This window comes from Thiomicrorhabdus sp. 6S3-12 (assembly GCF_017571475.1).
Classification (GTDB): domain Bacteria; phylum Pseudomonadota; class Gammaproteobacteria; order Thiomicrospirales; family Thiomicrospiraceae; genus Thiomicrorhabdus.
Genome location: NZ_JAGETW010000008.1, coordinates 127,332 through 152,056 on the forward strand (window position 1 = coordinate 127,332; position 24,725 = coordinate 152,056).

The 24,725-nt window shown below is 49.6% G+C and carries 22 protein-coding genes; 12 read left to right on the forward strand and 10 right to left on the reverse strand.

Annotated elements, in window-relative coordinates; translation table 11 throughout:
- Positions 1–241: 241 nt before the first annotated feature.
- The 8 genes from J3999_RS10260 to J3999_RS10295 all read right to left on the reverse strand — a co-directional run bounded on the left by J3999_RS10260 (position 242) and on the right by J3999_RS10295 (position 10,251).
- Complete coding sequence (locus J3999_RS10260) at positions 242–1,183, reverse strand: phosphoribulokinase (protein ID WP_208127803.1); 942 nt, start codon at positions 1,181–1,183, stop codon at positions 242–244.
- 184 nt (positions 1,184–1,367) lie between these two features.
- On the reverse strand, positions 1,368–3,800 hold the full coding sequence (gene gyrB / locus J3999_RS10265) for a DNA topoisomerase (ATP-hydrolyzing) subunit B (protein WP_208127804.1): 2,433 nt from the start codon (positions 3,798–3,800) through the stop codon (positions 1,368–1,370).
- A gap of 212 nt (positions 3,801–4,012) precedes the next feature.
- Positions 4,013–4,372 (reverse strand): hypothetical protein, encoded by a 360-nt coding sequence (locus J3999_RS11935; protein ID WP_243755441.1) that lies wholly within the window; start codon positions 4,370–4,372, stop codon positions 4,013–4,015.
- Between the two features lie 133 nt (positions 4,373–4,505).
- A complete protein-coding gene (recF, locus tag J3999_RS10275; protein WP_208127805.1) occupies positions 4,506–5,606 on the reverse strand; it encodes a DNA replication/repair protein RecF in 1,101 nt (366 codons plus the stop codon).
- A 6-nt stretch (positions 5,607–5,612) separates the two neighbouring features.
- Positions 5,613–6,506, reverse strand: a complete 894-nt coding sequence (locus J3999_RS10280; RefSeq protein ID WP_208127806.1) for a cation diffusion facilitator family transporter — start codon at positions 6,504–6,506, stop codon at positions 5,613–5,615.
- 154 nt (positions 6,507–6,660) lie between these two features.
- On the reverse strand, positions 6,661–7,770 hold the full coding sequence (gene dnaN, locus J3999_RS10285; RefSeq protein ID WP_208127807.1) for a DNA polymerase III subunit beta: 1,110 nt from the start codon (positions 7,768–7,770) through the stop codon (positions 6,661–6,663).
- Positions 7,771–7,799: 29 nt separating this feature from the next.
- On the reverse strand, positions 7,800–9,233 hold the full coding sequence (gene dnaA, locus J3999_RS10290; RefSeq protein WP_208127808.1) for a chromosomal replication initiator protein DnaA: 1,434 nt from the start codon (positions 9,231–9,233) through the stop codon (positions 7,800–7,802).
- A 211-nt stretch (positions 9,234–9,444) separates the two neighbouring features.
- On the reverse strand, positions 9,445–10,251 hold the full coding sequence (locus J3999_RS10295) for a sulfite exporter TauE/SafE family protein (RefSeq protein WP_208127809.1): 807 nt from the start codon (positions 10,249–10,251) through the stop codon (positions 9,445–9,447).
- Positions 10,252–10,603: 352 nt separating this feature from the next.
- On the opposite strand from J3999_RS10295, the gene J3999_RS10300 reads away from it, so the two are divergent.
- The 12 genes from J3999_RS10300 to J3999_RS10355 all read left to right on the forward strand — a co-directional run bounded on the left by J3999_RS10300 (position 10,604) and on the right by J3999_RS10355 (position 22,740).
- Entirely contained in the window at positions 10,604–11,470 is an 867-nt protein-coding gene (locus J3999_RS10300; protein WP_208127810.1) for a delta-class carbonic anhydrase, read from the forward strand.
- 358 nt (positions 11,471–11,828) lie between these two features.
- Complete coding sequence (rpmH, locus tag J3999_RS10305) at positions 11,829–11,963, forward strand: 50S ribosomal protein L34 (RefSeq protein ID WP_024852172.1); 135 nt, start codon at positions 11,829–11,831, stop codon at positions 11,961–11,963.
- Between the two features lie 18 nt (positions 11,964–11,981).
- Positions 11,982–12,440 (forward strand): ribonuclease P protein component, encoded by a 459-nt coding sequence (gene rnpA, locus J3999_RS10310; RefSeq protein WP_208127811.1) that lies wholly within the window; start codon positions 11,982–11,984, stop codon positions 12,438–12,440.
- A gap of 23 nt (positions 12,441–12,463) precedes the next feature.
- The gene (gene yidC, locus J3999_RS10315; RefSeq protein ID WP_208127812.1) at positions 12,464–14,140 is read left to right on the forward strand and encodes a membrane protein insertase YidC; all 1,677 of its coding nucleotides are present in this window, start codon (positions 12,464–12,466) and stop codon (positions 14,138–14,140) included.
- Positions 14,141–14,151: 11 nt separating this feature from the next.
- Positions 14,152–14,484, forward strand: a complete 333-nt coding sequence (locus J3999_RS10320; protein WP_208127813.1) for a hypothetical protein — start codon at positions 14,152–14,154, stop codon at positions 14,482–14,484.
- A 164-nt stretch (positions 14,485–14,648) separates the two neighbouring features.
- Positions 14,649–16,010: a tRNA uridine-5-carboxymethylaminomethyl(34) synthesis GTPase MnmE gene (gene mnmE / locus J3999_RS10325; protein WP_208127814.1), complete on the forward strand. Its 1,362-nt coding sequence runs from the start codon at positions 14,649–14,651 to the stop codon at positions 16,008–16,010.
- A 10-nt stretch (positions 16,011–16,020) separates the two neighbouring features.
- On the forward strand, positions 16,021–16,599 hold the full coding sequence (locus J3999_RS10330; protein ID WP_208127815.1) for a histidine phosphatase family protein: 579 nt from the start codon (positions 16,021–16,023) through the stop codon (positions 16,597–16,599).
- A gap of 96 nt (positions 16,600–16,695) precedes the next feature.
- On the forward strand, positions 16,696–17,325 hold the full coding sequence (locus J3999_RS10335; RefSeq protein WP_208127816.1) for a YchE family NAAT transporter: 630 nt from the start codon (positions 16,696–16,698) through the stop codon (positions 17,323–17,325).
- A gap of 240 nt (positions 17,326–17,565) precedes the next feature.
- Positions 17,566–18,012 (forward strand): hypothetical protein, encoded by a 447-nt coding sequence (locus J3999_RS10340; protein ID WP_208127817.1) that lies wholly within the window; start codon positions 17,566–17,568, stop codon positions 18,010–18,012.
- A complete protein-coding gene (locus J3999_RS10345) occupies positions 17,999–19,066 on the forward strand; it encodes an efflux RND transporter periplasmic adaptor subunit (protein ID WP_208127818.1) in 1,068 nt (355 codons plus the stop codon). The genes J3999_RS10340 and J3999_RS10345 overlap by 14 nt, the downstream gene beginning before the upstream one ends.
- On the forward strand, positions 19,066–22,125 hold the full coding sequence (locus J3999_RS10350; RefSeq protein ID WP_208127819.1) for an efflux RND transporter permease subunit: 3,060 nt from the start codon (positions 19,066–19,068) through the stop codon (positions 22,123–22,125). The genes J3999_RS10345 and J3999_RS10350 overlap by 1 nt, the downstream gene beginning before the upstream one ends.
- Complete coding sequence (locus J3999_RS10355) at positions 22,126–22,740, forward strand: YigZ family protein (RefSeq protein WP_208127820.1); 615 nt, start codon at positions 22,126–22,128, stop codon at positions 22,738–22,740. It abuts the gene before it with no gap.
- A gap of 32 nt (positions 22,741–22,772) precedes the next feature.
- Here J3999_RS10355 and J3999_RS10360 read toward each other — a convergent pair whose 3' ends face one another.
- On the reverse strand, positions 22,773–22,937 hold the full coding sequence (locus tag J3999_RS10360) for a hypothetical protein (protein WP_208127821.1): 165 nt from the start codon (positions 22,935–22,937) through the stop codon (positions 22,773–22,775).
- Positions 22,938–22,984: 47 nt separating this feature from the next.
- The gene (locus tag J3999_RS10365) at positions 22,985–24,193 is read right to left on the reverse strand and encodes a histone deacetylase (RefSeq protein ID WP_305791382.1); all 1,209 of its coding nucleotides are present in this window, start codon (positions 24,191–24,193) and stop codon (positions 22,985–22,987) included.
- Between the last annotated feature and the right edge of the window lie 532 nt (positions 24,194–24,725).

A 24,725-nucleotide genomic window follows, 5' to 3' on the forward strand; every position in this document is an offset into this window, starting at 1 on the left:
GCCTAAGGCTATCAAAAGTTCGGTGTAAGTCAATATTTCGCATCCCGAAACGCTGGTCAATACGGCTTTTGATGGGCAGGCAGAGCTGTTTGTTTAATGTTCGAACCATTTTATCAGGCTTTCTGCTCGGGAAGCCGTTAAGGAATCGAAAATCGTTCGCGATTTGTTATATGTGTTCCGAAAAGCAAAAAGCCCGCATAAAGCGGGCTTTCTGGATGGGAAAGTTAAGCCGATGACTTAATTATTGACCCATTGCAGCTAGTGCTGCGCGTTTTTTGGCGATCAGGTTCTGGATGATCGGAGTCATCATCAGATCCATAGCGTCTACCATGTATTTACCGTTACAAACCAAAGTTTCATCGTTTTGCAGGAAAGCGTCTGGAATCTGTGCTTTGATCGCTTCAAGATCGATGTCTTGATGACGAACGTGGCAGATGATCAATGAATCTTCAGGAGCTGGACCCATAGGCGCATCTGGAGACATGGTTGAGAACGGATCAGATGTATCGATCAGCGGTACACGGTGGAAGTTGATGTGTGTACGGTGGAACTGAGGTACGATCGTCTCGATGTAGTCCGGCATACGCTCTAGGATGACGTCACGAACCTGCTGAACTGAATATGGACGCTCAGAGGTATCACGGTAGATTTTCTGCATCCACTCGATATTGATTGATGGAGCAACACCGATACCAAGATCAACATACTGCGCTACATCGTGCATACCTTCTTCAGGACCGTGGTCTTTACGCTTAACCATACCGTGAAGACCTTCGTAGAATAGAACATCCGTTCCTTCAGGAATCGGCTCCCATGGAGTGAACTCACCAGAAGAGAAGTTAGTGCCTAGACGAGCGTTGTGCTCAGCGGCTTCTTCGTCTGAGTGGATGTAGTAACGACGTTTACCGGTTGCGCTTTCTTTGTACTCTTTGAAAAGTGCTTCCAGCTCAGCGAATTCGTTAGCTTGCTCAGAGAAGTGAGTTAGAACAGGACCACCGTTCGCTTTAGACTCGGCAACTTTCTCTTTCATTTCCGCGCGGTTGTACTTGTGGTAGCTGTCACCTTCAACGATAGCTACGTTCAGGTTTTCGCGGTCAAAGATTTTTTCTACAGCGCGTTTAACGAAAGAAGTACCGGCACCAGATGATCCAGTAACCGTAACAATTGGATGTTCTACTGACATAAATGTCTCCTAATTTATAAAAATCATTTCCAAAATCAGGTTTGGAAACGAGGCTTTTTCACTTTTTAATTTCTTATAGCTTTAGACTAATGGCGGATATTAGAAACTAAATGCCTCGTATTTTCAAAAAAATAATTCTATTTTTAATGGTTTAGGTGGCTTATTAAGGTTTAATGAAACTGCATTAAACATCCAGGTTTTCAACCTGTAACGCATTGGATTCGATGAAATCGCGACGCGGTTCAACCTCATCACCCATAAGGGTTGTGAAGATCTGATCGGCCATCATGGCGTCACGAATCGTGACTTGCATCAGGCGGCGCGCCTCCGGATTCATGGTCGTTTCCCAAAGCTGTTCTGGGTTCATTTCACCCAAACCTTTATAGCGCTGAATGTTCTGGCCGCGCTTGGCTTCGCTTAACAGCCATTCGATCGCTTCTTTGAAGCTACTGACGTTCTGCGTTTTTTCTCCGCGCTGAATAAAGGCATCGCTGCTTAGCAGACCCTGCAGCTGTTTACCGAGTGAAACTAACTGCTGATAATCCTTGGACGCGAAGAAATCACTGTCGTAAACCTGAGTACTCGGTGTACCGTGCTCGCGTTGTGTCAGACGGATCTGGAACTGTGCCGATCCGCTGATGTCGCTGGCCGGTTCGACCGCCAGTTGATAGTCAACCTTATTGATTTCGCCGTTGGCTTTTAGCTGCGGCAAGACCTGATTAACCCACGCGTTCAGGGCATCGAAATCGTTCAACATCGCGCCATCGATTTCCGGTTGGTCAATCATCATTTCCAGCAGGGTGCTGTTGTAACGGCGACTTAAACGGCTGATAACGTGCGTTGTCTTAAAGTATTCTTTGGCCAGATTTTCCAGACCGACACCGGTGATGGCCGGTGCGTTCTTGGAAACATTCAGCTGGGCGCCGTCAATGGCGTTTTGCAGCAGATAAGCTTCCAGTTCCAGATCGTCTTTCAGGTAGTTTTCCTGTTTGCCTTTCTTCACTTTGTACAGAGGTGGCTGGGCGATGTAGATATAACCTTTTTCAACCAGATCAGGGTACTGACGATAGAAGAAAGTCAGCAACAGGGTGCGGATATGCGATCCGTCGACATCGGCATCGGTCATGATAATAATGCGGTGATAACGCAGTTTTTCGATGTTGAATTCTTCTTCACCGATACCGCAGCCCAGTGCGGTGATCAGGGTTCCGACTTCCGCCGAGGAGAGCATTTTGTCAAAACGTGCTTTCTCGACGTTAAGAATCTTACCTTTCAATGGCAGAATTGCTTGAGTACGGCGGTCGCGGCCCTGTTTAGCGGAACCGCCCGCGGAGTCACCCTCCACCAGGTATAATTCGGAAAGCGCCGGGTCTTTTTCCTGACAGTCAGCCAGTTTCCCCGGTAGCCCGGCAATGTCCAGAGCACCTTTGCGGCGGGTCATTTCACGCGCTTTACGCGCTGCTTCGCGCGCGCGCGCAGCATCAACGATCTTAGCGAATACCGATTGGGCATCCTTCGGGTTTTCCAGCAGGAATTCGGCAAACTTTTCGTTCATTGCCGACTCCACCGCACCTTTTACTTCCGAAGAAACCAGTTTATCTTTGGTCTGCGAGGAGAATTTAGGGTCCGGAACCTTAACCGAGATAACTGCCGCCAAACCTTCACGGGCATCATCACCGGAGACGTTGATCTTGTACTTTTTCGCCAAGCCTTCGGATTCCGCATAGCTGTTCAGGGTTCGGGTCAGAGAGCCACGGAAACCGGACAGGTGAGTACCCCCGTCACGCTGCGGAATATTGTTGGTAAAGCAGTAAATCGATTCTTTATAGGCTTCCGACCATTGCATGGCGACTTCGACGGTAATGTCGTCCTTAACCGTCGAGAAATAGAATACTTTTTCATGAATCGGCGTTTTATTGGTGTTCAGATAGTCAACAAACGCTTTAATTCCGCCCTCGAATTCAAAGATTTCATGGCGATCGTCACGCTTATCCAGCAGTTCAATGTGTACGCCGGAGTTCAGGAAAGAAAGTTCGCGTAGACGCTTAAGCAGATAGTCGAAGTCGAAGTCCGTGACATTGGTGAACGTCAGCTTGCTCGGCAGGAAACGGATTTCTGTTCCGGTTTCATCGGTATCTTCAACCGCTTCCAAAGGCGCATCCGGCACACCATGGGTATAAGACTGTTTCCAGACCTTGCCTTCGCGCTTGATGGTCAGATAGAGCTTTTCGGAAAGGGCGTTTACCACCGAGACACCGACCCCGTGCAGGCCACCGGAAACCTTATAGGAGTTATCGTCGAACTTACCACCAGCGTGCAGTACGGTCATAATGACTTCGGCGGCGGAAACGCCTTCTTCAGGGTGCAGACCGACCGGAATTCCTCGTCCGTTATCGCTGATCGACACCGAGCCGTCAGTATGAATGGTCACCACGACCTTGTCGCAATGTCCTGCCAGAGCCTCATCGATACCGTTATCGACGACCTCGAAAACCATGTGGTGCAGACCGGTTCCGTCATCGGTGTCACCGATATACATTCCGGGGCGTTTACGAACGGCGTCAAGCCCTTTGAGTACCTTAATCGAGGAAGAGTCGTATTGCGTTTCTTGAGTCATAGAATCCAACGTCTTTATTATTATTTTCAGTGCAAAAATTATCCACTGATTTTAGCACATTTTAGGGGTGAAGGTAGCAACAAAATTCCTGCCGAAAAGGGGTGATAAAAGGCTTTTAAATCAACAAGTTATAAGGGTGTGAAAAGCGGGGAGGGGTTTGGGGGTTTGTTTGGCGCGACAAACCCCTGTTTGACTGTGGCAAGCCGATGAATTTAGCTGCCGAAGCCCCAGCTGGTAGGGTTGGGAACTTCCTGTTGTTTGCCAAGGTGTTTCAGACCGATGGCGCAGCGTACAATCAGCCAGATTACAAATAGCAGCAACAGTACCCAGCCGATCAGAATCGCTGTCGAAATAACCGCTATAACACCGTATAGCAGGCCGATCCAAAATGTTCTGATCTGGAACTGATAATGACTCTGCAGGAAGTTGCTTTCGCCTTTATTGACGTAGGCCATAATGACTGCGACCAGTCCGGTGAAAGGGATAACGATATTGAGCAGATAAAGGATGTAGATAATGGTTGGAATGGTGGTGGAAACCGGTTTTTCCGGAGTCGATTGTAACTCTTCCATGCAGGGCCTCTTTTTAATAACGGTTGTTTGGACGCTTGTGCGGATACCGGTGGCAATTGCACCACCTTAATCCTGTGGAATGACTAAAGAGTATACCCGGATTGGTAGGAGATAAAAATGTATTATTCGTTGCTTATATCTCCAGTTCGCTGAGTGTTCCCTGTTCAATTTTCCACGCCTTGCTGGTGTTTTTATCCAAAACCGGAATCAGTCCGAGCGCGGTGCTGGTGACCAGATGTTGAATACCAAGTTCACGCAGTAACTGTAACAGTTTAAGGCGGTGAAACTCATCCAGCTCCGCCGGCAGATCGTCGATCAACATAATCACCGGTTCTTCGGCGACTTTCTGGTGCAGTTTGGCCTGCGCCAGCATCAGGGCGCAGACAAAGAGTTTCTGTTGGCCGCGGGAGAGGATCTGCATCGCTTCCTGAGTACCGAATTTAAAACGGATATCGGCACGATGAGAGCCGTACTGGGTATGACCCAACTGAAGATCCTTGGCTAAATTCTGCTGCATCAGCTGTAACAGGTCTTCGGTCGCTTTCGGCCACCCGGATCGGTAATGGCAGTGAACGGTTTCGTTAAGTTCCGGCATCAGAGCGAGGCAGAATTCTTCGAGAAAAGGGGTCAGGGCCTGAAGATAGTTGCGACGCATCTGGTCTATATGTTCGGAGGTGGCGACCAGGTGCTGGTCCCAGAGCTGGACCTGAGCCGCCGGCAGGCGTTTTTTCAAGGCGTGATTACGCTGCTTGAGAATCCGCTTGTGCTGGCGCCAGTATTGGATAAATTCCGGAAACTGATAAAAGCAGCCCCAATCCATAAATTGGCGGCGCGCTTTCGGGCCTTCTTCGAGTAAACGATGACTTTCCGGTGTCAGCAGCTGAACCGGGATCTGTTGGGCAATTTCGCTTTGCGAACGGACGCTCTCACCGTTCAGGCGCAGGCTCATAGTACCGTTTTGGCGTTGCATTCCGATTCGGTTGACTCTTTCCGGGTGCAGGCTGCTGCACACTTCGGCAAAAATGGTCGTCTGTGCCTGATTGTGTTGAATCAGGTGCTGGGCTTGCCGTGTCCGGAAAGATCGCCCGGTTGCCAGCAGCCAGATTGCTTCGATAAGGGAAGTCTTGCCTGCGGCATTGTCGCCGATAAACAAATTCAGCCCGGGGCTGAGCTGGCATTGGATATGCGCTGCATTGCGAAAGTGCTGCAGTTGCAGACGGTTAAGCTGGGTCATGGGTATTTATTCTTTGCCCCAGGTATGGTGATCGTGGTCGTTTTTCAGGCTGACAGGTTCCTGATGAACGACGACATCCAGATTTTCAAAACTCTTATGCAATCGATCCGTGACTTCTTCGGCAATATGATGCGCATCCTGCAGTGTCAGGTGATCGTCGAGTTCCAGGTCGAATTGCACAAAGCGGTTTGGTCCCGACTGATAGGTACGCAGGTCGTTTAAACCGAGGACTTCCGGAGTCTGCAGAATGATGTCGGAAATCTTTTGCCGCATCTCTTCCGGGAGTTCTCTGTCCAGAAGTTGGTTAATGGCGTCCTTGGCAATCTGGTAGGCGCTGTGCAAGATCCAAATAGCGATCACGATGGCCAGAATCGGGTCAACCCAGTTCATATGGCTGAAAATCAGACTGACAATAACCAGCAGCGTTGCCAGAATATCGGAGAGATAATGCAGAGCGTCGGCGGCAATGGCGGTGGAGTGCGTTTTGCGAATAACGTATTTTTGAAAAGCGACCAGTGTGACGGTCAGAAACAGGGAGAGCAGCATGACACTCAGACCGATACTGACCTTTTCGACTTCGGCATTGGTCCAGATTCGCTCTATCGAGTACAGAATAAGATAGAGCGCGGAACCGGCGATAAAAACACTTTGTGCCAGAGCGGCCAGTGGCTCCGCTTTGCCGTGGCCGAAACGATGTTCTTTATCGGCCGGTATTTGCGCGATATAGACAGCGAGCATAATCATCAGTGAAGCGATAATATCGAATGCAGAATCAAGCAGCGAAGCAAGAATACTGACCGAATCGGTCTGTACCCAGGCGTAGAACTTAACGATCAGCAAAGTGATCGCGACAGATACCGAAGCAAGGGTTGCCAGTCTAACAAGTTGTGCATTGCTCATAGTTGAACCACTGCATATTGAGATTTAAAAACGAACACCATTTTATAGTAAATCCTTGGGTGAGGATAGCCATCGGGCCAATGAGCAATGAAGCGGGAAAACGCAAATAAAAAAGGGGGCAAAAGCCCCCTTTTGGATGCACTTTTTCAGCAAACTACAGACGCATCGGCATAATGACATGCTGACAGCTGCAGCTGCCGGTATTGGCTGAAATCAGACAGCTGCTGTTGGCGTCTTTGAACTGCAGATTCACGCAATCTTCGTGCATGGAGTTCAATACATCCAGCAGGTAGCTGACGTTAAAGCCGATTTCCATCTCCGCACCGGCATAATCGATTGCCATATCTTCGTGCGACTCGTCCTGTTCGTTGTTGGAGGCGTTAACCGCCAGCAGGTTCTGGCTCAGATTAAGACGGATCCCTTTAAACTTGTCGTTCGACAGAATCGATGCACGTTGCAGCAGGCTGCGCAGCAGTTCTCGGTCGGTCTGTACGATCTGATCGTTGTCTTGCGGAATGACGCGACGGTAATCCGGGAAGCGACCGTCGACCAGTTTACAGGTGAAAACCGTCGAGTCCATTTCCATGGTCAGGTAATTTTTCGCCAGAGAAACCTGGATCAGCGTGTCTTCGTCGGTAATCAGCTTAGAAATCTCCAGAACCCCTTTGCGTGGCAGAATTGCCTGAGTCGCCGGAAGACCCTGAATCGCCAGTTCGGTAGAACAGGTCGATAAACGGTGACCGTCGGTGGCGACTACGCGCAAGGTCTGATTGCTGATATCAAACAACATACCGTTCAGGTAGAAGCGGACATCCTGGCTTGCCATGGCAAAGCTTGAATGGGTAATAAGCTGCTTAAGCTGATTTTGCGACAGGGAAAAGCTCAGTTCGCTTTGCGTCAAGTCGATCACCGGGAAGTTTTCCGCCGGCAGGGTGGACAGTTTGAAGCGTGAACGACCGGCAGAAAGATTGCATCGGGTTTCATCGAAGTCCAGTACGATCGTCAGGCCATCCGGCAGGGAACGCACGATATTAATCAGTTTCAAAGCCGGTAGTGTGATCGCAAAATGCTCCAGATCGCACGATTCCAGCTCGGTCTGGGCGCGGGTCTCGATCTCGGAGTCGGAGGCCGTTACCGTCAGCACATTGTTATTTACCTGAAACAGCAAGTTGCTCAGGATCGGCATGGTGTGCCGTTTTTCAACAACGCTACCGACCGTTTGCAGAACTTTTAGGAGGTTTTCACGGGTAATGGTGATTTTCATGCCAATGCCTTTCTCATTCCTTGTCAGAACTAATTGGTAATTATACGAACTAAACTGTTGTAGTCATCGTCCAGTTGGTGTTCGGTTTCCCGCAGCTCTTTCACTTTACGCACTGCATGCAGAACGGTGGTATGGTCACGGCCGCCGAAGGCGTCACCGATTTCCGGTAAGCTGTGGTTGGTCAACTCCTTGGCGATCGCCATGGCGATCTGACGCGGACGGGCAACATTGCGCGAACGGCGTTTGGAGTGCAGATCCGCAACGCGGATTTTGTAAAAGTCGGCGACCGTTTTCTGGATATTATCGAGAGTAACCATCTTCTGCTGCAGTGCCAGCAGGTCTTTCAGCGCTTCTTTAACCGTATCGACGGTAATCGCGCGGCTGTTACTGAACTGAGCGTAAGCGTCAACACGCTTAAGAGCCCCTTCCAGATCACGAACATTGCCGCGCAGGCGCTTGGCAATAAAGAAAGCGACTTCTTCGCTCAAGGTAATATTGTATTCGGAAGCCTTGCGCAGCAGAATCGCGACACGCATTTCAAATTCCGGCGGTTCGACGGCAATGGTCAGACCCCAGCCGAAACGGGACTTCAAACGGTCTTCAAGTCCTTCAACCTCTTTCGGGAAGCGGTCAGAAGTCAGAATAACCTGCTTGTTGCCTTCCAGCAAGGTGTTGAAAGTATGGAAAAACTCTTCCTGAGACTGCTCTTTATTGGCAAAGAACTGAATATCATCGATCAGTAAAGCGTCCAGAGAGCGGTAGAAGCGTTTGAAGTCGTCAATTTTATTGTGACGCAAAGCGTTAACCATATCTTGAACGAAACGCTCGGAGTGCAGGTAAACGACGCGGGCATCCGGATTGTCGGCCAGAAGCTGATTACCGATGGCGTGCATCAAGTGGGTTTTACCAAGTCCGACGCCGCCATAGATAAAGAACGGGTTATAGCTGCCGCCCGGATTTTCCGCAACCTGACGCGCCGCAGCGGCGGCCAGCTGGTTAGCTTTACCCTGTACGAAAGTGTCGAAGGTAAAGTTCGTATTCAGGTTATGCTGAATTTTCGATTTCCCGCCTTCTTTTTTGACCGGTGCCGGTTTGCTTTTCTCGGCTTTGTTTTTCAGCGGTTGAGGAACGGTTGGTTGATCGTCTTCTTCGATATCGTTCATTGCGTAATCGCCCATCTCGATCACCACCTGCGGGGTGTTGATCGGAGCAACGCGACTGACCGCCTGGCGAACATTCTCCATCAGGCGTTTATTTACCCAGTCCAGAATAAAGCTGGAAGGCGCGATAAGGCGAATTGTGTCAGCCTCTTCGATTGCCCTTAGCGGCAAAATCCAGGTATGAAATTGTTGATCGTTAAGATCATCTTCAAGAATTTTAAGACTCTGAGCCCAAAGTGAAGACAATGTTAGGTTCCTTACAAGTGCAGAACGCTCAAAAACACGAGGTGATTGAGCGGCCATAAAGTGGTTAAGATTCGTTAAGCGGGCCGGAAGGCGGTTGTGCGTATTTCTCCGGCCTGTTTTTTTGAGGACAGTATACCTGTGAATAAATCTAACTCAAGCACTATTTTTGTGGATAAGTTGTGTGTAAGACTTGTGGATAAATTTGTTATCTAAATTTTTAATGGTTTGTTTTTATTAGGTTTTTTTCGGTTGATAACTTTTATCGATTTTAAGCGGTAAAAAACAGCATTTTCGCCGCTAACAGCAGTAAAAATACGCCAAATCCGCGTTTTAAAGTCTTTACCGGAAGTTTATGAGCAAGCTTTGCACCGAGCGGAGCGGTAAAGATACTCGCCAAAATAATACCGAAAAATGCCGGCCAGTAAATATAGCCGGTGGTATAGGCGGGAAGATCATGCGCCTGTAAACCGGCGATAACGTAACCGATGGTTCCGGCCAAAGCGACCGGTAGACTGACGGCTGTTGAGGTCGCGATCGCCTGATGCATGGAAATATTGTTCCATACCAGATAAGGCGTGGTCAGAGTACCGCCGCCGACTCCGACAAGGGCCGCCAGTTTACCGATAAAAAAACCGGCCAGAGTATTTCCCGGCAGGCCGGGCAATTCGCGGCTTGGATTCGGTTTAATGGCGAGCAGCATGTTCAGTGCGATTAAAAGTTCCAGTATTCCGAAGATTATCGATAGCGTTGTGGAGTTGAAGTACTGCGAAACCCAACCGCCGATAAATGCCCCTGCCAGCACGCCCAGTGTTAACAGTCGAAAAACATCCCAGCGCACCGCTGCATGCTGATGGTGCGCCCGCACCGAAGAAATGGAGGTAATGAGTATGGTCGCCAGAGAGGTGGCTATTGCGATATGGACAATCTGGGAGGAGTCCATGAAATAGACCAGAGCGGTTGTCAGAACCGGAACAATAATCAGACCGCCGCCAATACCCAGTAAACCGGCGGCAAAGCCGACGAAAGCACCGGTGATTAGATAGATCGAAAATTCGAGTATGAAGGCGTCGAACACGGGTAATCCTTTTTCGCTGATTGAATCGTGTTTGCCATTATAAAGAGGCTGTTACAGAGAGGCAGTAAAAACTGGCTGCGTCTGCGTGATTCGGGGATGTACTGAGAGTTGCATCCTGTGTAACGGAGGGCTGGAAAAGAAAAATGATTGAGAGGCAATAGGTTCTTTTTCAGTAAGTCCTACTCAAAAGCTCAGTTTATCGCTGGTTGAAAAACCCAAAATTTATTTATGATTATTGCTTATTTTCTATCCTTAAAATAAGATTTTTGCCTCTTCGCTTAGTCGGTAAAACTATTTTACTTTTAGCCTTTTAAGCGTCTTAAAACTTGAGCTCAAAAAAAAGGATTTTCTTTTGAATACAAAAATTTTTGCTGTTATGGCAACGACCTTATTAGTAACCGCCTGCCAATCCAACCCTCATCACGAAGCCAATTCACATGGACCTGTGTCTGACGAAGTGATTGCCGAACAACGTGCCGCTTTGGCGAAAAATACGGCCGGTAAAGGTTTTGGTCCGCAAGCACCGCGTGATATCGACTCTAAAGCGGGCAACAACACCATCGCTTTCAGTACGGCACCTGCATCCAGCGCTATGAATCTGTGTAATATCCACTTCCACAAAAATGCCGAACATAAGGGGGGAGAGTTCACAACTTTTGCCGGTAATGGAGATGGCCACGGTTATCTTAGCGGGTATAAATATAATGGCTCTCTAACGGAAGCGGAATCGCATGTTGTCCATGAAGAGATCTGCCCGAGCAAGCACGGTGCACTGTCGGTTGGTGATACGATCGAAGTTCACTACGTATATTCGACGGCACAGGTGACACCGGGTGCGACCCTGGGTTCTTGTTTGAGCGACAGCATCAAAAACCCACAGCTGCGTGTGGAAGCTCAGGTTTATGTGCTGGTTAACGATAAGAATGCATTGGACTTCAACAAGCTGACTCAATACGGCATGAAAGACGGCAAATACCAGGCATTGAATATTCCTGGCGATACCGGAACGCCGGTTACTTATGAAGGTTCGACCACCGGTCCTGGTTACAACGAAAAAGGTTCGCCTTTCCAGGTGTCATGGTCGGTTCGTCCAAAAGTAGCCAAGGTGAATATCGAAACGGTTGGCCAATGGTGTCAGGGTAACGATTTCAAAGAAGACCACGCGCATGGCGTAAGAAACCTGGTGATCAACCCGGATCTTCTGTCTCCTATGCAATAATTTCTTTGTTTTGCCTTTGCTGCGCAATCTTTACCGATTGCGCAGCATCGCTTTTCCTTTCTTATCCCTTCTGCTATTTATTTACCGTCACCGCAACGCCGATTTTTAACGCTTCTGCATATTAAATAAAATGTGGCTTATATTGTGTTTATAGATCCTGTAAAACACCAGAGCCTGTTATCTAATCTCTATTCAATTACTAAGAATAAAATTGCTAAAGAATTCAAACAGTTCGGTTTAATGTCACCAATAAGGCAAAATGCGCTAAATTGTTGTAAAAACCATTGTTTTCTGTTCGAGAACTCTTTATAATTCCGGTTTTTTCCGATTCTGGAAAGTGAAATTTAAGGACTGAGACATGAAACGTACATTTCAACCTAGCGTAATTAAGCGTGCACGTACTCACGGTTTCCGTGCTCGTATGGCTACTAAAAATGGTCGTAAAGTTCTAGCAGCTCGTCGTGCGAAAGGACGTAAGCGCTTAACTGTGTAATTCTGGGTGTGCTCTCAAATGGTACACACAGAAACGACTTCTGGCGGATTGAATTCAGCGCATCCTGAAGCTGAAACGATCCGTCAAACCTCTCCCTCATCCCCCTCTCTGAAAGACCACACCTTTGACAAGTCGCTCAGACTGTTAACTCCCAAAGATTTTTCTAATGTTTTTGCCAAGGCGGAACGCTTTGCTAATCGCAATTGGACGTTGATTGTTCGACCGAACGATAAACGCTATCCTCGTTTAGGGTTGGCCATTGCAAAAAAGCAGTTGGCGCGTGCGGTTTGGCGTAATCGGGTAAAAAGAATCGCCCGTGAAGCATTTCGCTTACATAAAAAAGACTTATCTGGGTATGATATTGTGGTTTTGGGTCGAAAGGGGATGGAGCAGATCGATAACCAAGTGTTACACGACAGTTTCCTGCACCTGGTACGCAAAATTCGTAAGAGTAAATTGAAACACCGCCCCGACTGAATAAGCGTTATAAAGGGTATAACATGAATATGAGATCTTTTTGGTGGTTAGCCTTAGCCTTTACGCTAACCTGGATATGGTTGGAATGGATGCAGTTCTCTGCTCAGAAAGAGCAGGTAAATTTGCAGACCAGCACTGCGCAGGAAGTTCCGCTTGCGAGTGACAATGCCAGCGTTGCTCCGGCAGACACCTCTGTACCTGGCGCCAATATCGGCAGCGTTTCCAATAGCGCTGTACCGGTTGTGCAGGATGGAATCGTTTCCGCCCAGCGCATTACGGTTAAAACCGACACTCTGCAGTTGGTAATCGACACTCAGGGCGGTGATATCCGTGATGCCAAGTTGTTGCAGTACGGTGCGACCAAGGATCACAGTCAGCCGTTCCATCTGATGAGCGATCAGGGGCCTCTGATCTATATGGCTCAGAACGGTCTGGCGACATCAGGCAGCGCCAAGCTTCCGGCTCCGACACACAAAGACGTCTGGACGGCGGCTCAGTCCGAATACGTGATGAACGGCGATACCCTGGAAGTCCCTCTTACTTGGGAGAAAGACGGTGTTAAGGTCACCAAGACCTATAAGTTCACCAAAGGCAGATATCTGATTGACGTGGTTTATCAGGTAGAGAACCAGGCGTCTGAAAACTGGACCGGAAGCTTATATTCTCAGCTGGTGCGTAATAGCCACAATCCTGAAGAAAACTTCATGATGTATACCTATACCGGTCCGGTTCTGTATGACGGTAACGCCGAAGAGAAATACGTTAAGCACTCTTTCGATGACTTGAACACCCAGTCGGTCACGGGACAGAACGTAACCGGCGGTTGGGCGGCGATGATTCAGCAGTATTTCCTGAGTGCGATCGTGCCGAATCAGGATGAGCAGAACCGTTATTTTGCCAAGCCGGTCGGCGATGGCCGTTATGCAGTGGGTGTGGTCGAGCCTCTGGTTGAAGTACCTGCAGGCGCATCCGGCGAATTGAGTTCGCAGTTGTATATCGGGCCTGAGAAGCAGGATGTACTGGCTGAGATCGCGCCGGGTCTGGAGCTGACCATCGATTACGGTGTTCTGACTTTCCTGGCCGAGCCTCTGTTCTGGATTCTGGATGCGATTCACGGATTTGTCGGTAACTGGGGTGTAGCGATTATTATGCTAACCATCCTGATCAAGCTGGTTTTCTATAAGCTGTCGGAAACCTCTTACCGCTCCATGGCGCGCCTGCGTAAATTCCAGCCTAAGCTGCAGCAGCTGAAAGAAAACTACGGTGACGATAAGGCGATCTTCCAGCAGAAGCTGATGAAACTGTACAAGGAAGAGAAGATTAATCCTCTGGGCGGTTGTCTGCCGATCCTGATTCAGATGCCGGTGTTTATCGCATTGTACTGGGTACTGCTGTATTCGGTAGAGATGCGTCAGGCGCCGTTTATGCTGTGGATTCAGGATCTGTCTGCGCAGGATCCATACTACATCCTGCCGATTATTATGGGGATCACCATGTTCATTCAGCAGAAGCTGAACCCTTCGGCGATGATGGATGAAATGCAGCAGAAAGTGATGAAGCTGTTGCCGTTTATTTTCACTTTCTTCTTCCTGTGGTTCCCGGCGGGTCTGGTACTTTACTGGGTTGTGAACAACATTCTTTCTGTTGCTCAGCAGTGGTATATCACTAAGAAGATTGAAGCCGGCGAAGAGTCGAAATAAAGGATTTGAAGATGCAGATTACTTATCAAAAACTGGGTTCCGATCACCCGATGTTCGGCAAGGTTGAATATCTGGTAGCTGACGGCACACAGCCGCTGTGCTACAAAACCAAAGACGGTTATATTCCGCTTGAAGAAGGGGCTGCACCTGCGGCTGCCGCTCCTCAAGCGCAAGCCGAAGTAGCGACTCGCGATCTTTATGTACTTTCTTTCAAGGTAAATGGCGAAGCCGAAGAGCAAACCTTTACTTCGAAGAAGAAGCTCGATAAGACGGTCGCGCTATATCAGGAGAAAGCCTTTATCAGCGATATCGAAAGCAAAACCTATAAGGTTCTTGCGAACTGATCGATTTGCTGGAATTGCTCCTGCCGACGACGCCCACTTTAATGTGGGCGTTTTGCTATGCGCAATCGTCTATAGTGTCCTACAATTAATGAAATTCTAACGGGCGGCTTTGTTTACGAGCTTTGCGTCTAGCTGATTTAACCCCTTTTTATTTAGGCTGATTTATGGAATTTGAAAATATCGATACCATTGCCGCAGTTGCGACCGCACCCGGAAGAGGTGGTGTCGGTATTGTCCGCGTATCGGGTAACAAGGCGAAAAGCATTGCCGAAGCGGTACTGGGCAAAATCCCCGAACCGCGCTATGCACACTACGGGCCGTTTTACGGCGCGCAGGGTGAAGTGCTCGATCGTGGTATTGCGCTCTATTTTCCGAATCCCAACTCTTTTACCGGCGAAGACGTGCTCGAGCTGCAGGGGCATGGCGGACCGGTCGTGCTGCAATGGTTGCTTGAACGTGTGGTCGAATTGGGCGCGCGTCTGGCGGAGCCGGGAGAGTTCTCCAAACAGGCGTTTATGAACGACAAACTCGATCTGGCTCAGGCGGAAGCGATTGCCGATCTGATCGAAGCGTCATCGGCTCAGGCGGCCAAATCGGCTCTACGCTCTTTGCAGGGGGATTTCTCCCGTGAGGTGAATACGCTGGTTGAAGAACTGATTCAGTTGCGCCTGTATGTCGAGGCGGCAATCGATTTTCCGGAGGAGGAGATCGATTTTCTTTCCGACGGCAAGGTGGCCGGTCAGTTGGAGCATATTCTCCAAAGGTTGCATCAGGTGTTTGCTTCCGCACAGCAAGGGGTGTTACTGCGCGAAGGGATGTCGGTAGTGATTCTCGGTCGTCCGAACGCCGGCAAATCGAGTCTGTTGAACGCCCTCTCCGGCAAAGAGATCGCAATTGTTACCGATATTGCCGGTACGACTCGCGATATCGTTAAAGAAGAGATCAATATTGACGGTATGCCGCTACACATTCTGGATACTGCCGGGGTGCGCGAAGCGACCGATCAGGTAGAGCAAATCGGAATCGAGCGCGCCTGGCAGGCAATCGACAACGCGGATCGGGTTCTGGTCATGCTGCAGGCCGGCGAGTCGATACATGACGAGGATCAGGCGATTCTCGACAAGCTTCCCGAATCCATGCCGGTGACTCTGGTGCGTAATAAAATCGATTTGATCGGGCATGAACCGATGATCGAGTGTGAGCAAGAGAGCGGGCGCACGGTGATCTGGCTTTCGGCTAAGCACCGCCAGGGATTGGATCTGCTGCGTACGCACCTGAAGACCGAAATGGGTTATGCGCAGACCGAAGAAGGCGTCTTCATGGCCCGTAAACGACACTTGGATGCGCTTCAAACCGCCCTGGACTATACGCACAACGGCCAGCTGCAATTGGAAATGTTTGCCGCCGGTGAGCTTCTGGCCGAAGACCTTCGTCTTGCTCAGGAAGCCTTGTCGGAAATTACCGGTCGCTTCACTTCCGATGATCTTCTGGGGCGAATTTTCAGTTCTTTCTGTATCGGTAAATAGGAGAATTATTATGTGGCGCTTATTCTTTGTCTTAACGACGCTGCTTTTTCTGCCATTAAGTTCTCAGGCAAGTGACGAACAGTCGCTGTGGGAAGCTTTGCAGGAGGGTGGCAAAGTGATCATGATGCGTCACGCGGTGGTCGACCCAGATATGGGTGACTCTTCCATTCTGGATGCGAGCTGTTTTTCCGAAAAGAATCTGTCGGATTTTGGAAGACAGCAGGCCAAATCAATCAAACAGGCTTTTGAAGAGCATTCGGTTCAGGTTGGAAAGGTCTGGGCAAGCCCGTATTGCCGTACCAAAGATACCGCAAAACTCGCATTTGGAAACTATGAGGTTTCGGAGCTGCTTCACTTGGTGCGAACGGTTACGGACGAGAAAGCGCATGCCAGTCAGGCAAAAATCCGCCAAATTCTGAGTGATTACAACGAATCCGCCAATATGGTGATGGTGACGCACCGTCCGAATGTTGCCGATATTACCAATCAGCGTTTAGCCCCGGCACAGATGGTTGTTTTTGAGCCTTTGGGCGACGGGCTGTTTGATGTACTGGGTATTTTGGAAGTGCCTGCAACCCCAGTTGATTAAACTGCATCTTGTGTACAACTAGGGTCAGGCGGAGCCGCTTTTAAGGTTTTTGCTTATTGGTTATGATGAGATGGTTTTTCGGATGGGAGTGGCGGCATGGAATATACGGAATACACGAAGTTTCTGGTAGGTTTGATCGCGGTGGTGAATCCTATCGGCGCTCTTCCGATCTTTCTGGCAATGACTTCCGATTTGAGTCTGCCGGAAAGAAAGAAAATCGTACATATCACGGTGACGGCGGTTGCGGCCATTCTTCTGGTTGCGCTCTTCTTTGGTGAAGCGATACTGGAGTTTTTCGGGATTTCAATTAACTCTTTCCGCGTTGGCGGTGGCATTCTGATTCTGTTGATGGCCATTTCGATGATGCACACCAAAGGCGAAAAACCGATTCGCAGTAAAGAGGATGAGTTCGATTCCGAACAAAATGATTCCATTGGTGTTGTGCCTCTGGCGATGCCCCTATTGGCCGGCCCCGGAGCGATTTCCGCAGTGATTATCGAGGCGCACCGCCAGAGCGGTGTGGCCCATTACGGCTTTCTCGGACTGGACATTCTGATTTTATCCTTTCTGCTCTGGGTGACCTTAATGATGACGCCCTGGTTTACACGACATATCAGTCAGGTGGGGATCAACATTATCACCCGAATTATGGGGTTGTTGCTGGCGGCAATCGCGATTGAGTTTATCGCCAACGGTCTGAAGGGGCTCTTCCCCAGTCTTGCCTGATTCGTTTTGCGTGGTGGTAGCGCATGCGCCGAGCGTGGTAGCAGAGGTAACAGCAAAAGATTGTTTCCACGTGAAACCCGCCGAAGTAATCATGGCAGGCTAGTGCTTGATGTAAATCAAGCCGCTAATGAATAGTTTCCATCCGTGTCGGGCAAGTGCTAAAAAGAAAGGATTGAATTCGTTCAGACTGAAATACTCAGTCTTTCCGTTCGCTTGATCCGTTTTGATGCTGGAGGCGTTATGTCAGAAGTTCTCCCTATTGTGAATTATTGGCTGCTGTTTTTTATCGGTGTGATTTTTTTGGCTCTTCAGCTGCTGACTCAGATGCACTGGCTGAAAATAATCGGTTTAAGTTTGCTGATTGTCGGCGCCGGTACTTTGATATTCGATATTAAAGACGGCTTGTATCAGTTGATTTGGTTGCTGATAATGGCGTTTTTGCTCTATCAAGTGGGAAAAAACGGGCGAAGCAAGGTTTGGTTCGCGGACGAACACCCCGAAGGCGGTACCGGCGTTATTTCACGCGTTGATGGTGAGTTGAAAGTAATATATAAAAATAAATGCTGGCCTATTGTGACTGATGAAGAACGCCTTCATCCGGGGGATCATGTGGTCGTGCTGGAAATTATAGATGACAAGGCAACCGTAGAGTTGCTATCAAGGAAATCGGTACATGCAAAAAATTAAGTACCTGAACTGGGCGGGCAGTTTATTTATCGGCTTGGCAGTATTGGGAATCGCGGGCTGTCAGCAGCAACAGGAAACACCGGAAACGCCTTTATTAAAGGTCAAAACGGTTTTAATTGAGCAAAGTCAGCAACAGAGCCGATGGTTTTTAAACGGCACCTTGCAGGCGAAGACTACAATCGATCTTTCATTCCGGGTTGCGGGCGAAGTCGCGCAATTGAATGTGGATCTTGGTGATCGAGTGGATGCGGATCAGCCGTTGATTCACCTTGATCCGGCAGATTATCAGTTATCGGTTACCTCCGCTCAGGCAAATATCAGAGCGACAGCGGCGGAAATCAATCAAACACGCTCCGATCTGAAACGTATCACGGCACTCCAACAACGAAAACTGGCTTCCGAGCAGGCGAAGCAACAGTTGGAAAATCAGCTTAAAGTGCTGGAAGCTCAGCAAAAAGCCAATCAGCAGCAACTGCAACAGGCGCAAAACCAGCTCGACTATACGCAGCTTAAGGCACCGGTAAGCGGCATCATCCTTGCAAAACTGGTTGAAGCGAATCAGGTTGTCAGCGCCGGGCAGCCGGTTCTGCAACTGATTGCCGACGGAAAACGCGAAGTGTTGGTGGATGTACCGGAAAATCGTCTGGCATCCTTGCCGAAACAGGGTCAAATTCGTCTTCAGGGGCATGAATATCCGGTCGAGTTACGAACTCTTGAGCCGCAAGCGGATGCTGCGAGCCGCACCTGGACGGCTTTCTATCGAATTCCGGAATCGGAAGAGATCAATGCTTTACCGCTTGGTCAGACGGTTCGGGTACAGTTTTCCCAGACGCTAAGCGGAATCCGTCTGCCTCTGAGCGCGCTGTATGAACAGGGCGATTACCGCTCGGTATGGCTTCTGCAAGAAGGCAAGGCCAAGCGCGTTCCCGTTCAGATATTGCGTATCGACCGTGACTCGGCCTGGGTTGCCGGAGAATTTCCTGAAAACAGCAAAGTGATTGCTCTCGGGGTCCATCTGCTGTCGGAAGGGCAGGCGCTTGAGGAGATGCCTTAGTGTCGAATCAGCCTTCAAAGTGGAACCTGTCCGCTCTGGCGGTCAGGGAACAGAGCGTTACGCTGTATTTTATTATTGTTGTGGCGCTGGCCGGAATCTACGCTTTCCTGCATATGGGCCGTGCCGAGGATCCGAGCTTTGACTTGAATACCATGGTGGTTTCCGCGACCTGGCCGGGAGCGACGGCGCGCGAAATGCAGGAGCAGGTCGCCGATCCGATGGAAAAGCGTCTTGAAGAGATTGCCTATTTCGATCGGGTTGAAACCAAATCCCGTCCCGGACGAACCGATTTGCTGGTGATCTTCGCGCAGGACACTCCGAGCGGTATGTCGCAGGATCTTTACTATCAGGTACGCAAGCGTCTGAATGATTTGGCGCCGACCCTGCCGCAAGGTGTTCAGGGCCCTTTCTTTAATGATGACTTCGAGGACGTCTATTTCACGCTGTACAGTCTGACGGCGCCGGGGTGGTCGCATCAGGAACTGGTTCAGGTTGCGGATGACATGTCGGTAGCCTTGCGCCGTGTGCAAGGAATCAAAAAGGTCAATCTGATCGGCGAACAGCCGTCGAAAATCTTTATCGATTTTGATCATGAAAAACTGTCGCAGATGGCCTTGGATTTAAACGCGCTGCAGGAACAGCTCTCTGCGCATCTGCAGAAAACGTCTGGTGGATTTATTGAGTCCAGCGGACCGAGAGTCTATTTACGTGCGCCGCAAAACGGCCGGGAGCTGACGGTATCCGAAATTGCGGCTTTACCGCTCAACATCAACGGCACGACAATCCGTTTAAGCGACGTCGCTGTGGTTTATCAGGGCTATCAGTCTCCTGCGAGTTATCTGATCCGCGACAAGGGCGAAAAAGCGGTTCTGGTCGGTGTGGTAATGGCAAAAGGGGTTGACGGCCTGAAGCTGGAAAAACGTCTGATCGACTTTGAGCATCAGTATATTCATCAGCTACCTGCCGGTGTTCTGCTGGATAAGGTGACAAATCAGGCCGATGCGATTCATGGCGCGGTCAGTACTTTTCAGCTTAAATTCGTCACGGCATTGCTGGTGGTTCTGGTGGTCAGCCTGCTGGCGCTGGGCTTGCGCGCCGGATTTATCGTCGCCTTAGCAGTGCCTCTTACACTGGCGATGACGTTTATGTTTATGTTCCTGAACGGTTTGAACTTCGACCGTATTTCACTGGGGGCTTTGATTATTTCACTGGGCTTGCTGGTCGATGATGCCATTATCGCCATCGAGATGATGCTGGTGAAGATGGCCGAGGGGATGGAAAAAGCCAAGGCGGCTGCCTATGCCTGGAGTGTGACTGCTGCACCGATGCTGGTTGGTACACTGGTGACGGTGGTCGGCTTCCTGCCGATCGGTCTGGCCCAGTCGCAGGTTGGCGATTATGCCGGCGGAATTTTCTGGGTATTGGGGATGACGCTGATCGCTTCCTGGCTGGTTGCGGTCTATTTCACGCCTTATTTGGGCGTAAAAATGCTGCCTAAAGTCAGTAATCCGCATCAGGAGCTGTTCGACAGCCGTTTTTACCGTTTCCTGCGCTCGGTTGTGCAGACCTGTGTGCGTTACAAGAAAACAGTGGTGCTGCTGACGTTCGCAATTTTCGTTCTTGCGGCGATTGCCATGAAAGATGTGGTTGAAAAGCAGTTTTTCCCAAGTTCCGACCGTCCTGAGTTAATGATTGATATCGCCATGCCGGAAGGAACCTCAATCGAAGCGACCGACAAGGTGGCGCTGCGGGTGGAAGAGCTGATTAAAGGCCATCCTCAGGTTAAGTCGCTCTCCTCTTATATCGGTCAGGGGGCGCCGCGCTTCTTTCTGGCCCTGAATCCGGAGCTACCGAATCCGGCGTTTGCCAAGATTATCGTTGTCACGCATGGCAAGGAAGATCGCGACCAGCTACAAGCGGAGCTACAGGCACAAATTGACCAGGGACTTTTCCCGGAGGCACGCGTTCGAGCGCATCCATTGCTTTTTGGTCCTCCGGTGCCTTGGCCGGTGACCTTCCGTGTTGTCGGGCCTGATCCGGAAACCTTAAGAGGGATCGCCAAGCGTCTGCAAAATCTGATGGCCGAACAGGACTTTACCATCGATCCGCATCTGCAATGGGGGCAGCGCTCACTGGTTATGCGTCTTAAATTCGATAGCGAGCGCTTATTGCAACTGGGCATGACCCAGCAGCAGTTAATGGCGCAGTTAGATGCTCAGCTACAGGGAACGGCGATCGGCCAGATTCGACAGGATAACCGGACTCTTGAAGTGGTTCTGCGCTCGGATCGGCAGACACGGCGTAATCTCGGCAATCTTGAAGATATTTTGATCCGAACGCCTTCCGCTACCGTGCCACTCAGTCATTTGGCCGAGCTGGTACCGCAATACGAAGATATGCTCTTCGATCGCCGCAACCGCGAGTTGTTCCTGGCCGTTAACAGCGAAGTGACTCCGGGAATGCAGCCGCCGGTGGCGACTCAGAAGCTTCTCGATGTTATGGGGCCTTTGAAAGACAGCCTGCCGCCGGGCTACCGGATCGATGTCGGCGGATCGGTCGAAGAGTCGGCCAAAGCCGAAGCGTCAATTCAGGCGATGATGCCGTTGATGCTGTTGATGATTACCTTGCTGTTGATGCTGTTTGTGCGCAGTTTCAGCAGTATGTTTATGGTGCTTCTGACGGCGCCGCTCGGTTTGATCGGTGCGGTAGCTGCCTTGGTGCTGTTCCAGCAGCCGTTCGGATTTGTCGCCAATCTTGGTTTGATCGGTCTGGCGGGCATATTGATGCGTAATACGCTGATTCTGACAGGGCAGATCGATGATAACGCCCGTCACGGGATGTCTGCTCACGAGGCTCTGGTGGATGCGACTCTGCGACGTGCCCGTCCGGTATTGCTGACCGCGGTTGCCGCCATGCTGGCGTTTATTCCGTTAACGACATCGACTTTCTGGGGGCCTATGGCTTTTGTCCTGATTGGGGGTGTCGGTGTCGGTACCCTCTTGACCTTGCTGTTCTTACCGGCATTATATGCGCTTTGGTTTAAGGTGAAGGTTACCTGAATGTCCTACCCAATTCCTGCCGAAGAGGCCGTAGCGGAAATCGAAATTAAGAAGAGCCGCTTTATTGCCTACGCGCGCGGCATTCAGAGTCGTGAAGAGGGAATGCTGTGGCTCGAGCAGATTAAACAGCAGTATCCCGATGCTCGACATCATTGCTGGGCGTATCTTCTCGGAAATCCGAACTGCGCCGCCAATGCCGGTATGGGAGATGATGGCGAGCCTTCCGGTACGGCCGGCAAACCGATTCTGAATGTACTTCAGCATAAGGGCATCGGCGACATTATGATTATTGTCGTGCGCTATTTCGGAGGCATTAAGTTAGGTGCCGGTGGCTTGACCCGAGCTTACGGGCAGGCAGCGCAAGCGGTGATGGAAAGTCTGCCGACCGAAGAGCAGGTGCCTCAGCAGGCGCTGACGGTGATTTGCGATTTTTCGCAGGAGCAGCAGGTTCGCTATCTCTGCCAGCAGGGGGAGGGGGTGGTTAATTCTGTCGACTATAGTCAGCAAGTGACCATGCATCTGCAGCTTCCGGAAGAAAATATTACCGAGTTACAGGCGCAGCTGGATGCGATGGGATGTGTTTACCGAGCTACTGATGAAATCGAGTCGGCCTAGGTATTTGGCAGGTATTTAATTCTGTGAATGTTTTAGGGCTGACGATCATTATTTGATTTTTTTTCATTTTGATCACCATCTTCCTTATCTTCTTTGCCAATTGACTTAAAGAATAGGTCGAGTAGAAAAATGCTACTAAAACCCACGCCTAAAATGATTGCGGCGCCGGTGATTGCTTTGACGATTTCAGATTCCATCGATTCTCTTCCTCTATTTGGTCGTTATTGACACTATATAGAAGGTTTCAAATCTGTCTAATATGCAGCTTGGTAAGCTTTTCGATCTGCTCGGAAAAATTCTCTTCTGATTCGCTGCTTTCGCCGATGGTATCTACGAACTCATCCTCCAGAGCTAATAGTGTGTGCAGACTGCCCGCCACCGACTGGGCCAGAGGATCGAGGTTGTAGCCGCCGCCCAAGGAAAAACTGATTCGCCCGCCGCAAAGTGCCTCGGCGGAATCGATACAGCGCTGTACCAGACGGTTATAGCCTGCAACCGATAGCTGGTGACCGGCTAACGGGTCCTGCCAGTGACCGTCGTAACCGGCGAAAACAATGATGTGTTCCGGTTTAAACTGCTCCAGTTTCGGATGGATCACCTGATCGTAGACATCCAGGTAGGTCTGATTACCGGCGCCTTTGAGGAAAGGGCAATTTACATTGGTTCCCTCGGCATCGCCGATTCCCGTAAAGCTTTCAAAGCCGGTCATCGGCCAGTAAGGGTGTTGATGGATCGAGACGGCCATAATTGAAGGGTCTTTAATGGTCAGATCCTGGGTGCCGTTACCGTGATGGACATCAAAGTCGATAATCGCCACGCGTTTAACTCCGCGATACTTCTGCAGCGCGCGTGCGGCAATGACATCGCTGTTAAAGATACAGAATCCCATCGCCTGATCGGCTCTGGCATGGTGTCCGGGGGGACGCAGCAGGCCGAAACCGCGATCAATCTTGCGGTCATACACCGCCAGGTTCAATTCGATATTACCGCCTGCGGCCATTAGAGCGGCATCGTAGGTGTGCTGATTGATATAAGTGTCTTCGCTGTAAGCGCTATAGAAGATATCCTTTCCTTCCTCGCTCAGTGTCCGTATTTCGAAAATGTATCCGGACTGGTGTGTGCTGAGCAATTCATCCTGTGTCGCCGGTCGTCCCTTTACCGGTGTGAAGTGCTGCCAGTAATTACGACGGCTCAACTCTTTATCAATCGCTTCAAGGCGTGCGGCACTTTCAGGATGCCCTTTACGATCATGTTTAAAGAAAAGCGGATCGAGCAGAACACCGACATTATGTTTAGCCGGCGTTTGTGCCTGCAGACGGTTGCTGTTCAAGAGTCCCATTGATGCGAGCAATGAGTATTGAATAAACTGACGACGACTGGATGGCATATTGAAACTCATCTGGTAGTGGATTGGATTACTGCCTACTATATGAATTTGCGAAATCACTGTCATATAGAACAAAGTTATCCGTGAATTAAGTTTATTAGGAAGTGATAATCCGTTACTGCAACCGGTAAAAGCTTATAAATGTGCATAAGTCTGTGGATAAGGTGTGGGGTAAAGTGTATAAGCGGGTCGGTTGAGTTTTTTTGCGATTTTTTGTGAAAAAAGTGAAAAAAAGGGTTGCGTTGTTTTTAGAAATCCCTAGAATACGCACCTGTCTTGAGGGGCGGCGCTAAGCAGGCTTCGAAAGACAAGAAAAATTTGGTGCTAAGTGGTTGAGTTTGCTTGAGTTATTGGAATATATAATGAGAGTAAGCGGAATGATTTAGCCGGTCGTTTTAAGTGTTTTAAAACGGTTGAAAATTTTCTGAAAAAAGTTTGAAAAAACATTTGACACGAAGTTTTTAACTCTATAAAATACGCGGCCTACCAACGAGGAACGCAGCGCGGATCGAGTTGGTTAGCTCTTTAACAATATGGTAATTCAGAGATAATTTATGTGGAAGCTCTCTAGATGAGTGACCGATAAAAAATCTCGAAA

Bases quoted from the DNA above. Each gene is read 5' to 3' on its own strand.
- J3999_RS10260 (WP_208127803.1), bottom strand. From the start codon at position 1,183: ATGTCAGTAGAACATCCAATTGTTACGGTTACTGGATCATCTGGTGCC.
- gyrB (WP_208127804.1), bottom strand. From the start codon at position 3,800: ATGACTCAAGAAACGCAATACGACTCTTCCTCGATTAAGGTACTCAAA.
- J3999_RS11935 (WP_243755441.1), bottom strand. From the start codon at position 4,372: ATGGAAGAGTTACAATCGACTCCGGAAAAACCGGTTTCCACCACCATT.
- recF (WP_208127805.1), bottom strand. From the start codon at position 5,606: ATGACCCAGCTTAACCGTCTGCAACTGCAGCACTTTCGCAATGCAGCG.
- J3999_RS10280 (WP_208127806.1), bottom strand. From the start codon at position 6,506: ATGAGCAATGCACAACTTGTTAGACTGGCAACCCTTGCTTCGGTATCT.
- dnaN (WP_208127807.1), bottom strand. From the start codon at position 7,770: ATGAAAATCACCATTACCCGTGAAAACCTCCTAAAAGTTCTGCAAACG.
- dnaA (WP_208127808.1), bottom strand. From the start codon at position 9,233: ATGGCCGCTCAATCACCTCGTGTTTTTGAGCGTTCTGCACTTGTAAGG.
- rpmH (WP_024852172.1), top strand. From the start codon at position 11,829: ATGAAACGTACATTTCAACCTAGCGTAATTAAGCGTGCACGTACTCAC.
- rnpA (WP_208127811.1), top strand. From the start codon at position 11,982: ATGGTACACACAGAAACGACTTCTGGCGGATTGAATTCAGCGCATCCT.
- yidC (WP_208127812.1), top strand. From the start codon at position 12,464: ATGAATATGAGATCTTTTTGGTGGTTAGCCTTAGCCTTTACGCTAACC.
- J3999_RS10320 (WP_208127813.1), top strand. From the start codon at position 14,152: ATGCAGATTACTTATCAAAAACTGGGTTCCGATCACCCGATGTTCGGC.
- mnmE (WP_208127814.1), top strand. From the start codon at position 14,649: ATGGAATTTGAAAATATCGATACCATTGCCGCAGTTGCGACCGCACCC.
- J3999_RS10330 (WP_208127815.1), top strand. From the start codon at position 16,021: ATGTGGCGCTTATTCTTTGTCTTAACGACGCTGCTTTTTCTGCCATTA.
- J3999_RS10335 (WP_208127816.1), top strand. From the start codon at position 16,696: ATGGAATATACGGAATACACGAAGTTTCTGGTAGGTTTGATCGCGGTG.
- J3999_RS10340 (WP_208127817.1), top strand. From the start codon at position 17,566: ATGTCAGAAGTTCTCCCTATTGTGAATTATTGGCTGCTGTTTTTTATC.
- J3999_RS10345 (WP_208127818.1), top strand. From the start codon at position 17,999: ATGCAAAAAATTAAGTACCTGAACTGGGCGGGCAGTTTATTTATCGGC.
- J3999_RS10355 (WP_208127820.1), top strand. From the start codon at position 22,126: ATGTCCTACCCAATTCCTGCCGAAGAGGCCGTAGCGGAAATCGAAATT.
- J3999_RS10360 (WP_208127821.1), bottom strand. From the start codon at position 22,937: ATGGAATCTGAAATCGTCAAAGCAATCACCGGCGCCGCAATCATTTTA.
- J3999_RS10365 (WP_305791382.1), bottom strand. From the start codon at position 24,193: ATGACAGTGATTTCGCAAATTCATATAGTAGGCAGTAATCCAATCCAC.